Raw genomic sequence first — 10,845 nt, forward strand, 5'->3', positions numbered from 1 at the left:
CGCGTAGGCCCGCCACGGTCGCCACGACTCGGCGAGTTCCGCTGCCTGCCTGCCGGTCCTGACCCCCAGCGCGCGTTTGAGGACGAGGTCGTCGGGTGTGAACGCGTCCGGGTCGGCCAGCACCCGCACCGTCAGATAGTCCGCTGTCCACGGACCGATGCCGGGCAGTGCGAGCAGACCGGCCCGGAATTCGGCCGGGTCGGTGTCCGCGCCGAGACGCAGACCGCCGGACGCGGCCTGGGCCAGCGCGAGCACCGTCCTGGCCCGGACGCCGGTGAGGCCGAGGGTCGAGCGCAACTGTTCGGGTGAGAGCGCCGCCAGCGTCTCCGGTTCGGGGAACGCGAAGAATCCGTCGTGGACCGGCCGGCCGTACGCGTGCACGAGCCGGCTGCCGAACGTCCGGGCCGCCGCCAGCGAAACCTGTTGTCCGAGAATGGTCAGAACCGCCGTCTCGAACCCGTCCACGCTCCCCAGGCGCCGCAGACCCGGACGCAGCGCCACCAGCGGAGCCAGGAGCGGGTGCCGGCTCAACGCGGCGTCGATCGGCCCCGGATCGGCGTCGAGGTCGAGCCAGCGCCGGACCGCGGCGGTCAGCGCTTCGATGTCTCCGGGATCCGCCGGTGTCAGGTGCGCCTCGACGTCCCCGTCGGCGGGACGGACGACGACGGACACGAGCGCGGGCCCCTGCGGACCGTTCACCACCCGGGTGTGGGTTCCGTCGGGGCCGTGTCGCTCGAGCCCGGACACGGTGTGGGCGCGGAGCGCGCCCCACAACGGCGCATGGGTGAACGGACCCCGGTACGGCAGTTGCACTCTCATGTGTCCTCGAGTCCCGTCACCCGCAGCGTGATGTTCAGTCGGCCCGTGGTCAGTCCGCAGTCCGGATCGCTCGTGCCGGGAAACACTTTCGGTACTCCGTGATACGCGAACCGGGACTCGCCACCGAACACGAAGAGGTCACCCGACAGCAACTCGACGTCGGTGTACGGCTTGGTGCGGGTGGTGGTGTTGCCGAAGCGGAATGTGCACGTGTCGCCGATGCTCAACGATACGACGGCCGCATCGGACCGCTCCTCCTTGTCCTGGTGCATGCCCATCTTCGCGGTGTCGTCGTAGAAGTTGATCAGCGCGGCATCGGGTGTGTACCCGTCGGCGGGCTGCCCGTAGGCCTCACTCACCGCCCGCCGGCCGAGTGCGACCAGCCAGTCGGGCACCGGCGCCACGCGGCCACCGCCCGCGTCCTCGGCTGTGCGCGAGTAGGAATACGGCTTCCAGTGCCAGCCGAGGCACACCGTCTGCACCGACATGCGGTGCCCCGTCGGCAGTTGCGCGGCCCGCATCGGGACCGGTGCGGTGGCCCAGCGCCGGCATTCGGCCACCAGGTGGCGTTGCTCGGCCGGCGTGAGCCAATCGGGGACGTGGACGGCGCCGGGCGCCACCTCGGTTCGGGGGCGGGGTATCAAGGCGGACATCACGGTCACTCGGCGTCGTGGAGGACCAGGCCGAGGGTCCGGCGGGTGCCGCGCCGAACGGTGCTGACACCGTGCCGTACCGGTCCGGTCGACCAACCGCGGGTCGAGCGCACGGGCCTGTCCCTGGTGGTGAAGATCAGCGCGTGCCCCTGCCGCAGCGTCGTCACCGTGCCCCGGGACTGGGCGCGGGGCCGCTGCTCGACGAGCATGAACTCCCCGCCCTCGTGGTCCACTCCCGGACGGTCGAGGCCGATCACCACCTGCAACGGGAACACGAGGTCACCGTAGAGGTCACGGTGCAGGGCGTTCCAGTCGTTCGCGCGATAGCTGAGCAGGATCGGTGTCGCCCGTTTCTGGCCGGCGTCGTGGCACATGTCCAGCCATTCGCCGAGGGTGTCCGGCCACGGCGAGGGCTGCCTCAGCTTTGCCGCCCAGTCCCGTGCCACGGGAAGCAGTTTCGGGTAGAAGGCCGCGCGGAGTTCGGCCACGACCTCCGGTAGCGGGTAGTCGAAGTACCGGTACTGTCCCGAGCCGAAACGGTGCCGGGCCATGTCGACGGTGGACCGGAAACGCTCGACCTCCTCATACATGTCCGCGATCTGCGCGCACTCCTCGGCAGTCAGGATCTGCTCCGATTGCGCGCATCCGGCGGCGTCGGTCTCGGCGTGAAGACCGTGCCAATCCAGATCGTTCACGCGTTGCGTCAAGGTAGTCATGCCGCTGCCTCCAAAGTCAGCAGGATCGACTTGGCTTCCGGCCCGCCCGCGTACTGGCCCATGCTGCCGTCGCTGCGGACCACCCGGTGGCAGGGAACCACGACCGGGAGCGGGTTGAGGGCGCAGGCGGTTCCGACCGCGCGCACTGCTTTCGGACTGCCCGCGGCCGCCGCGACCGCGGCGTAGCTCGCGGTGTGCCCGTAGTCGATTTCGGGAAGATGATGGAGAACCTCGAGCCGAAATCCCTTGGACAGCCTGAAATCCAGCGGGATGTCGAAGCTTGTGCGCTCACCGAGGAAGTATTCGTCGATCTCGTGGGCCACCCTGTCGAGCCGGGCGGGTGCGCGCAGGATCCGGGGACTGATCTGCTCGGCGAGGGTCTGTAGTACGGCGTCGTGATCCTGATTGGGGAAGGCGACCCGCACCAGCCCGCGATCGGTGGCGGCGAGCAGAAGCGAACCGACGGGGGTGTCGAGGGTCCGGTACGCGACGTCGAGGAGACCTGCCTCGGCGGCGAGGGCGGCGAGCCGCTCACGCAGTTTCTGCTCGACCGCGGAGTCCGACGCGGACAGGGCGTAGACGATGTCGGGGATGTTCATGTGATGTCTCCACTCACAGAGATCGAGAGGGTCTTGCGTAGCGCCGCAATGCCGTCGGCAGCCGCCCGCCGCGACGCGTCCGGGGAGTTGCCGAGGATCACCGCGATCTCGGTGTACGGCAGCCCGGCCAGGTAGTGATACGCCACCGCAGCCCGTTGCTTCATCGGCAGGGCGCCGACCGCGTTCCACAACTCGGGGTCGTGACCGCCGGGAAGTCCGCGGTCGGTGGTCTGCTCGGGAAGCTCGTCGGTGGGGACGGGCCGCCGGTCGCGCGCACGAATGTGGTCGAGCGCTTTCCGGTGCGCGATGGTCACCAGCCACGCCTCGATGTTGCTCCCGGGACGCAGGTCGGGATACGCCCGCATCGCGGCGATGAACGTCTCCGACCAGGCGTCCTCGGCGTCCACCGGGCCGACCACGGCCCTGCAGACCCGCAGCACCGTCGGGCCGTGCTCGGCCACGACGTCTTCGAACGGTTTCAGGGTCATCRGCTCAGCCGGAGTCCCGCCCGTTCCGCTTCGCGTTCGAGCAGGAACCGTTTGCGGTCGAGCCCGCCCGCGTACCCCGTCAGGCTGCCGTTGCTCCCGATGACGCGGTGGCACGGAACGATGATGCTGATCGGATTTCTGCCGTTCGCCGCCGCCACCGCGCGAATCGCGGTCGGGGTGCCGAGGGAGTCGGCCAGCTGACCGTACGTCCACGTCTCGCCGTACGGGATCGTGCGCAGGGCGTCCCACACTCGTTGCTGGAACGGGGTGCCTCGCGCGGCGAGCGGGACGGTGAACTCGGTGCGCCTGCCGTCGAAGTATTCGGTGAGCTGGGTGATGGCCTCGTCGAAATCTGCGGTGTCGCGTTCCCCGAAAGTCGCGGGATCGGGCTGGTGCCGGTGTTCGACCATGTAGATGCCGCTCAGCACCCCGTCGACGCTCACCAGCGTCAGGGGGCCGATCGGTGAATCGATGACTGTGTGTGCTGCTCGGTCGGCATTCACGGTGCCAATCCTTCCAGGTGTACGGGCCTCTGAAAGGTAGACGTCTGCCACGACCGAAACGTGAGGTGCGAAAGGCATCAGGCAGGATGGGCCGATGGCTCTCGTACAACTCGGAACCCGCGACCTGGTGCGTACCGTCACCGGGATCGTCCGGTGGTCGGCGGATACCGCTGAACTCGTCGTCTCCCTTCCCGGCCGGATCGGCACCCTCCTGGACCAGGTGGAGGAGCTGATTTCCCGCATCGAGGCGATCAGCGACGGCGCCGAGATCGCGGTGGCGAGGGCGAACGCGGTTGCGGAATCGGCGGCAACCGTCGTCGCCACGGCAGGGCACACATCCGCGTCGGCGCAGACGCTGATCAGTCTGTACGAGCCGCTAGCGACGAAGGCCGCCCCACTGGCGCAGCGGTTCGTCGACGACCTCACCGAGGAGGAGATTCACGCCGCGATCGGGTTGGTGGACCACCTGCCCGAGCTGACCCTGCGCATGGAGGGGCTGATGCCGATCCTGGCGACCCTGGACACCGTGTCGCCGGAGATCCACCAACTCCTCGAGGAGGTCCAGGGCGTGCGCCAGGCGATCCAGGGCGTCCCCGGGTTCAAGTTCTTCCGCAAGCGCGGCGAGGCCCAGGAGGACGAGGACTACGCGCGGTAGCCGTCCGTTCCGGCGCGTCCCACGACGATCTTCGGGACCACCGCACGCGACGACAGCCGCAGCAGGGCGTCGACGAGTTCGACGATGTCGTTGACCTCGATCATCGCTTCGGGCGGGATCGTGTCGTGGATCCACGCGGACATGTCGGTGTCGACGTACGCGGGGGCGAGCGCGGTCGCGGAGACGCCGTTGCCCGACTCCTCGACGTTCAGCGTCTCGGTCAGGGAGATCAGGGCGGCCTTGGTCGCGCCGTAGACGGCGAGCCCCGCCTCGGCGTACACGCCGGTGATCGATGCCAGGGCCACGACCTTGGACCCGCGTCCCGGGTTCTCCGCCGCACCGGTCCGGAGCAGCGGCAGCGACTGCTGCAGCAGGCTGAACGGCGCCCGCAGGTTGACTCCGAGGCTCTTGTCGAATCGGCGCATGGGGAACTCGCCGATGGGGCCCGCGGTTCCGACCCCGGCATTGAGTACCAGCGCGTTGAGCGACCCGAACGCGTCGGCGTGCGCCTCGACGACGCGTCCCGCGGATTCCTCGTCGGCGAGGTCACCCGCGACCGCGACGACCTCCTTCGCGCCCGCGGTCCGCAGGTCGGCGGCCACGGACTCGAGCCGATCGCGATCGCGGGCGGTAATCGTCAGCCCGTACCCCTGTTCGGCGAGACGGGTGGCGATGCCGAGTCCGATGCCACGTGAGGCGCCGGTGATCAGTGCGGTGCGACTCATACGGTCTGTCCTTTCAGGGCGCGCAGGCCGGCCGCGACGAATTCGGGCACCGCGTCGCCCGCCTTGTCGAAACCCTCACCGACGGTGGCACCGACCCGGTAGCGGTGGTTGATGCCCTCGGCGATGACGGCGAGTTTGAAGTTCGCGAGCGCCAGGTAGAAGTTCCAGTGGACCAGTTCGCGCCCCGAGGCCACGGTGTAGCGCTGCGCGAGGTCGTCGGCCGACGGCAGTCGCGGGCTCGTCCAGGCCGCCGGTTCGCCGAGCACCAGGTCGAGAGCCGGATGCCGGTAGACGCACATCAGGGCGACGTCGGTGAGCGGGTCGCCGAGGGTCGACAGTTCCCAGTCGACGACCGCCGCGACGGTGCTCACGTCGCCGGACGCGAGGATGGTGTTGTCGATGCGGTAGTCGCCGTGCACGATCGACGACTCCGACTGCTGCGGAATCGATTCGACGAGCGCGGCATGCAGGCGGTCGACGTCCGCGGAGTCCGTCGTCTTCACCCGCCCCCACTGGCTCGCCCACAATGTGACCTGCCGGGCCACGTACCCGTCCGGGCGGCCGAGCTCGCCCAGGCCGACGGCGTCGTAGTCGACGTTGTGCAACGCGCCGAGCACACGGACCAGTTCGTCGGTGCACGAGTCGATGTCGTCGCCGGACAGCGCCTCGAGATCCGACTTGGTCCGGATCACCTGACCCGTCACGTGTTCGACCACGGTGAACGGCGCGCCCATCACACTGTCGTCCTCGCACAGTGCGACGGTGGCGGCCACCGGGACGTCGGTGCCCTGCAGGGCCGAGGTGATGCGGAACTCGCGGGCCACGTCGTGCGCCGAGGGTGTGAGCCCCGCGGTGGGCGGCCTTCGCAGCACCCACCGCGAGGAGTCGTCGAAGATGGCGTAGGTGAGGTTGGACTTGCCGCCGGCGATCAGGTCGGCCCGCAACTCGCCGTCGAGAGGAACGTCCGACGCGGTCAGGAACTTTTGCAGCGCAACGAGATCGAGCCCCCGATGTTCGCTCATGCGCCCGCCTCCCGCGCGGCCTTCTTCGCGGCACCCACGACACGCTTGGCGATGGCCCAGCGGTGCACCTCGGACGGTCCGTCGTAGACGCGGAACGGTCGCACCTCGCGGGACAGCCGGGCGAGGGGCAGGTCGCCGGACACGCCGAGACCGCCGCACATCTGGATCGAGCGGTCGACGATGCGGAAGATGGCCTCGGACGCGTAGGTCTTGGCGATGGACGTGGAGTTGCTCGCGTGGCCGCCCTGATCGAGTTCCCAGCACGCCCGCGTCAACAGTGCCCGGCTGGCGGCGATGTCGATCTCGTTGTCTGCGACCATCTTCTGGACCATGCCCAGATCGCCCAGCTTGCCTCCGAAACCGTCACGCTGCGCGACGTGTGCCACGGCGACGTCGTGGCCGCGGCGCGCCGCACCGAGCCAACGCATGACGTGTGTCATCCGGGCGGGCCCGAGCCGGACCTGGGCGTAGGCGAATCCCTGGTCCACCTCGCCGAGAACCCCGCTGTCGGGGACGAACAGGTCGTCGAAGAACACCTCGCAGTGCCCACCGATCATCGCCCGGTCGAGGGTGTCGATGTGGCGGCCCACCCTCAGCCCGTCGGCGTCGGCCGGTGTGAGGAACATCGTGGCGCCGCCGCGGTCGCCGGGCACGCCGGACGTGCGGGCGAAGATGATGAAGAATCCCGCGCCGTCGGCGCCGGTGATGAAGTACTTGTGGCCATTGATCTTCCACCCGCCCGGCACCTTTTCGGCGCGCGTGGTCAGCGCCGAGGGGTCCGAGCCGGCTCCGGGTGACGGCTCGGTCATGGCGAACGCCGACCGCATGTCGCCGTGCGCCAGCGGGGCGAGGAACCGCTCCTTCTGCTCGGGGCTGGCGATGTGCGCGAGCATGTGGACGTTGCCTTCGTCGGGTGCCCCGATGTTCAGGGCCGTCGGACCGAACAGCGAATAGCCCGCAGCCTCGAAGACGGGCGCGCGATCGGTCATGTTCAGGCCGTGCCCGCCGTACTCGACAGGTGCGTGCGGGGCGAAGACTCCGGCGTCCTTGGCTGCCTTCTGCAGCTCCACGCGCAGGGTGTCGCCACCAGCAGCGGTGATGTCGCCGCCGTGCTCGTCCTCGATGGGCAGCACGACTTCGCGGATGAACGCCTCGGTCTTCTCGACGAGCGCGGTCACCCCGGGTGCGTAGGACAGATCGATCGCCACAACTACCTCCAGTCAGTACGACGACTCCGGTACCGACCGATCACTCGCTCGGTCGAAGTCGTCCCCGACAATTCCACACCTTCGAAGGCCGGTCAAGACTCAGTCGGACGCGCCGACCGTGCTCCTCGCGATCGCCAGGTACCGCTCGACCAGTTCGTCGGGCGACAGCGGCCCGTCCTCCCGGTACCAGGTGGACACCGCGACGCACATCGTGACGACGGCACGGCTCGCGTCCTCCGGGAACGGTGTCCGGAACAGCCCGGCCGCCACCCCCTCGCGGACGATGTCGTCCAGCATCTCCTGCTGCTCGTCGCGCAGCGCGATGTACGCCTTCCGGCTCTCCGGTTCCATGCTCCGCGTCTCCCTGGACGCGACGAACGCCTGTTCACGCCGGTACATGTGGAACCGCAGCAACGACTCGATGACCGCGTCGAACCGCTCGCCCGGTGTCGGACCCGCCTCGGCCACCGCCGCATGGCTGCGATCGAGGAGTTCGCGCATCACCGCGTTCGTCAACCCCACCAGCAGCGCCTGCTTGGAGGGGTAGTGGTGATAGAGACCGGGGACCGACAGACCGGCGCGGGACGCGATCTCACGGATCGACGCGCCGTCGTACCCCTTCTCGACAAACGCCGCCAGCGCCGCGGCCAGAACCTTGGACAAGCCTTGGTCGGTGTACTCACGCCAGGAACTGCCGCGCTGGGTGCCCTCTACCGTCATGGGTCCTACGGTAGAACAGGCACCCGCCGCTCCCCTGCTGCGGTCGCGGGAGTTGACTAGAGTCGAACGAGGTCGCCCAGATCGACAGCCTTCTCCGACAGAGAGCCAGGGACCACCTGATGATCCACGTCCGTCACTCCGCGATCGCAGCCGTCCCCATCCACGTGGCGTTCGCGTACATCGACGATTACCGGACGGTCCCCGACTGGATGTTCGGAGTCTCGGAGTTCCGTCCGATCGGGGAATTCGACCAGGGGATGGAGTCGACCTTCGACGCCGCGATCCACATCGGCCCCAGCACCCTGCGGTCGCGGCTCGAGGTCACCGAGTGGGAGCAGGACCGGGTCATCACCCTGGCGTCGCTCGACGGCGCCGCCAACTCCTCGACCTGGGAGTTCACCGCAAACGGTGAGGACAAGACCGAGATCAGCGTGGACTTCGCGTACAAACTCCCCGGCGGTCTCGCCGGCAAGGCCCTCGGTCTCATCGTCGAACCGTTCGTCGAAACGGCCGTGAAGAACACCGAGGTGACCTTGCGGCACAACCTCGAGGAGCTGTACGCGAAGCGCAACCGCTAGCGTCCGGGCAGGAAAGCCAGCCGTCCGACCGTTGTCCCCTCGCCGAGTCTCGCGATGCCGTCCGCGACGTCGGTGAGTCCGAGCCGCTCGCTGATCATCGGCTTGATCTCACCTGCCGTGGCCATCCTCGTCAGCTCGTTGTGGCACTCCCGGATCGCAGCGGGGTTGTAGGCGTTGTACAGCCCCCAGTGCAGCCCGATGATCGAGTAGTTCTTGATCAGCGCATGGTTCAGCCCGGGCGACGGGATGGTGCCACTCGCGAATCCGATCACGATGATGCGACCCTCGAACGCGATGCACTTGGTCGACTTCGTGTAGGAGTCGCCGCCCACCGGATCGAACACGACGTCGGCACCGCGGCCGTCCGTGAAGTCCTTCACGGCCTGGACGAAGTCCTCGCTGTGCCGATCGATCACGAGGTCGGCACCGAGTTCCCGCGTATATGCCGCCTTCTCGGGCCCGCCGACGACGCCGATCACCTTGGCGCCTGCCGCCTTACCCAGCTGCACGGCCGCGCTGCCCACTCCGCCTGCCGCAGCCTGCACGAGCAGCGTTTCGCCGGGCTGGATCTGCGTCCTGCGGTGCAGCGCAAACCATCCCGTCTGGTACCCGATCGACAGCGCCGACGCCTCGGCGTCGTCGAGGGCCTCCGGAGCGGGGAACGCGGTGGCCGAGGACATGACGGCCAGCTCGGCGAACCCGCCGTTCGGCAGGCTCGGCATGCCGATCACCCGGTCGCCGACGGCGAACTCGGTGACACCCTCCCCCAGGCCCACCACCTCGCCGCACAGCTCCACACCGGGAGTGAACGGAAGCGGCGGCTTGATCTGGTACTCGCCGCGGCACAACAGCACATCYGGGAAGTTCGCGGCCGCCGAGAGCACCTTGACCAGCAACTCGCCGGGCTTCGGTTCGAGGTCGGGGACGTCTTCGAACGTCAGAACGTCCCTCGGCTGCCCCAATTCGTGTACACGCCACGCCTTCATCGATCAGTCCTTCGGTCCACCGGCGACGTAGACGACCTGACCCGACACGAATCCGGCGCCCTCGCTCACGAAGAACGATGCGGTGTGCGCGATGTCCTCGGGCTGCCCGACGCGGTTCACCGGGATCTGCGACGCCGCCGCCTTCTTGAAGTCCTCGAAGCCGACACCCACCCGCTCGGCGGTGGCGGCGGTCATCTCGGTCTCGATGAAGCCGGGCGCGATCGCGTTGGCGGTGACCCCGAACTTGCCCAGCTCGAACGCCAGTGTCTTGGTGAAGCCCTGCATACCGGCCTTGGCGGCGGAGTAGTTGACCTGCCCGCGGTTACCGAGCGCCGAGGTGCTCGAGAGGTTCACGATGCGCCCGAACTTGGCGTCCACCATGTACTTCTGCACGGCCCGCGACATCAGGAACGCACCGCGCAGGTGCACGTTCATCACCGCGTCCCAGTCGTCGACGGTCATCTTGAACAGCAGGTTGTCGCGGGTGATTCCGGCGTTGTTGATCAGGATCGTCGGGGCGCCCAGTTCGGTCGCCACCCGCTCGACCGCCGCGGCGACCGACGCCTCGTCGGCGACGTTCGCGCCCACGGCCAGCGCTTCGCCGCCGGCGGACGTGATCGCGTCGACGGTTGCCGCGCAGGCGGACTCGTCGAGGTCGAGCACGGCGACCGCGTAGCCGTCGTCTGCCAGCCGCTTCGCGACGGCGGCGCCGATTCCACGGGCCGATCCGGTGACGATGGCGGTTCTACGTTCCTGGCTCACTTGTTTCCTCCATGCTGGTTGTTCTCGGTATTCGTACGGTATTTGCGCAGTTCTCTTCTCGCGATGGACATCTTGTGGACCTCGTCCGGTCCGTCCGCGAGACGCAATGCCCTCAGATGGGCGTACATCATGGCGAGGGGGAAGTCGTCGGTCACACCGGCCCCACCGTGCACCTGAATCGCCCGATCCACAATCTTCAACGCAATATTCGGAGCCGCCACCTTGATCGCCGCGATCTCCGTCCGCGCCTCCTTGTTCCCCACCGTATCCATCAGATACGCCGCCTTCAGCGTCAACAACCGAATCATCTCGATCTCGATCCGCGCCTCCGCAATCCAATCCTGAACATTCGCATTCTCACTGACCGGCTTACCGAACGTCACCCGCGACGACGCCCGACGACACATCAAC

The 10,845-nt window shown here is 68.3% G+C and carries 15 protein-coding genes; 2 read left to right on the forward strand and 13 right to left on the reverse strand.

Annotated elements, in window-relative coordinates; all coding sequences use genetic code 11:
- The 6 genes from AC1D1G_RS34275 to AC1D1G_RS34300 form a co-directional block, all read right to left on the reverse strand.
- The coding region (locus AC1D1G_RS34275; protein WP_477955569.1) for a DNA-3-methyladenine glycosylase family protein at positions 1 to 819 on the reverse strand (819 nt) is incomplete at its 3' end.
- Positions 816 to 1,472, reverse strand: coding sequence for an alpha-ketoglutarate-dependent dioxygenase AlkB family protein (locus AC1D1G_RS34280; protein WP_283353243.1), 657 nt, complete (start codon positions 1,470 to 1,472; stop codon positions 816 to 818). The genes AC1D1G_RS34280 and AC1D1G_RS34275, both read right to left, overlap by 4 nt.
- A gap of 5 nt (positions 1,473 to 1,477) precedes the next feature.
- Entirely contained in the window at positions 1,478 to 2,188 is a 711-nt protein-coding gene (locus tag AC1D1G_RS34285; RefSeq protein WP_283353242.1) for a 2OG-Fe(II) oxygenase, read from the reverse strand.
- Positions 2,185 to 2,787, reverse strand: a complete 603-nt coding sequence (locus AC1D1G_RS34290) for a methylated-DNA--[protein]-cysteine S-methyltransferase (protein WP_283333903.1) — start codon at positions 2,785 to 2,787, stop codon at positions 2,185 to 2,187. Before AC1D1G_RS34290 ends, AC1D1G_RS34285 begins: the two co-directional genes overlap by 4 nt.
- Complete coding sequence (locus AC1D1G_RS34295; RefSeq protein ID WP_283333901.1) at positions 2,784 to 3,275, reverse strand: RNA polymerase sigma factor; 492 nt, start codon at positions 3,273 to 3,275, stop codon at positions 2,784 to 2,786. The genes AC1D1G_RS34290 and AC1D1G_RS34295 overlap by 4 nt, the downstream gene beginning before the upstream one ends.
- The gene (locus AC1D1G_RS34300) at positions 3,272 to 3,778 is read right to left on the reverse strand and encodes a methylated-DNA--[protein]-cysteine S-methyltransferase (RefSeq protein WP_477955571.1); all 507 of its coding nucleotides are present in this window, start codon (positions 3,776 to 3,778) and stop codon (positions 3,272 to 3,274) included. Before AC1D1G_RS34300 ends, AC1D1G_RS34295 begins: the two co-directional genes overlap by 4 nt.
- Before the next feature lie 94 nt (positions 3,779 to 3,872).
- On the opposite strand from AC1D1G_RS34300, the gene AC1D1G_RS34305 reads away from it, so the two are divergent.
- Entirely contained in the window at positions 3,873 to 4,433 is a 561-nt protein-coding gene (locus AC1D1G_RS34305) for a ribulose 1,5-bisphosphate carboxylase large subunit (RefSeq protein ID WP_280780415.1), read from the forward strand.
- Here AC1D1G_RS34305 and AC1D1G_RS34310 read toward each other — a convergent pair.
- The 4 genes from AC1D1G_RS34310 to AC1D1G_RS34325 all read right to left on the reverse strand — a co-directional run bounded on the left by AC1D1G_RS34310 (position 4,421) and on the right by AC1D1G_RS34325 (position 8,108).
- Positions 4,421 to 5,158, reverse strand: a complete 738-nt coding sequence (locus AC1D1G_RS34310; protein ID WP_317568258.1) for an SDR family NAD(P)-dependent oxidoreductase — start codon at positions 5,156 to 5,158, stop codon at positions 4,421 to 4,423. The genes AC1D1G_RS34305 and AC1D1G_RS34310 overlap by 13 nt on opposite strands.
- Positions 5,155 to 6,180, reverse strand: a complete 1,026-nt coding sequence (locus AC1D1G_RS34315; RefSeq protein WP_477955573.1) for a phosphotransferase family protein — start codon at positions 6,178 to 6,180, stop codon at positions 5,155 to 5,157. The genes AC1D1G_RS34310 and AC1D1G_RS34315 overlap by 4 nt, the downstream gene beginning before the upstream one ends.
- Positions 6,177 to 7,388 (reverse strand): acyl-CoA dehydrogenase family protein, encoded by a 1,212-nt coding sequence (locus tag AC1D1G_RS34320; protein WP_009480718.1) that lies wholly within the window; start codon positions 7,386 to 7,388, stop codon positions 6,177 to 6,179. Before AC1D1G_RS34320 ends, AC1D1G_RS34315 begins: the two co-directional genes overlap by 4 nt.
- Positions 7,389 to 7,487: 99 nt before the next feature.
- Positions 7,488 to 8,108, reverse strand: coding sequence for a TetR/AcrR family transcriptional regulator (locus AC1D1G_RS34325; protein ID WP_007296545.1), 621 nt, complete (start codon positions 8,106 to 8,108; stop codon positions 7,488 to 7,490).
- A 119-nt stretch (positions 8,109 to 8,227) separates the two neighbouring features.
- Here AC1D1G_RS34325 and AC1D1G_RS34330 point away from each other — a divergent pair, with 119 nt between their 5' ends.
- Positions 8,228 to 8,686: an SRPBCC family protein gene (locus AC1D1G_RS34330; RefSeq protein WP_280780417.1), complete on the forward strand. Its 459-nt coding sequence runs from the start codon at positions 8,228 to 8,230 to the stop codon at positions 8,684 to 8,686.
- On the opposite strand, the gene AC1D1G_RS34335 is transcribed toward AC1D1G_RS34330, so the two are convergent.
- The 3 genes from AC1D1G_RS34335 to AC1D1G_RS34345 form a co-directional block, all read right to left on the reverse strand.
- The gene (locus AC1D1G_RS34335; protein ID WP_283353238.1) at positions 8,683 to 9,672 is read right to left on the reverse strand and encodes an NADPH:quinone oxidoreductase family protein; all 990 of its coding nucleotides are present in this window, start codon (positions 9,670 to 9,672) and stop codon (positions 8,683 to 8,685) included. The two genes, AC1D1G_RS34330 and AC1D1G_RS34335, sit on opposite strands and share 4 nt — an antisense overlap.
- Before the next feature lie 3 nt (positions 9,673 to 9,675).
- Positions 9,676 to 10,434: a 3-oxoacyl-ACP reductase FabG gene (gene fabG, locus AC1D1G_RS34340; RefSeq protein WP_283353237.1), complete on the reverse strand. Its 759-nt coding sequence runs from the start codon at positions 10,432 to 10,434 to the stop codon at positions 9,676 to 9,678.
- Positions 10,431 to 10,845: acyl-CoA dehydrogenase family protein (locus AC1D1G_RS34345; RefSeq protein WP_477955574.1), on the reverse strand; the 415-nt coding region annotated here is incomplete at its 5' end. The genes fabG and AC1D1G_RS34345, both read right to left, overlap by 4 nt.

This window comes from Rhodococcus sp. P3_B8 (genome assembly GCF_056402775.1).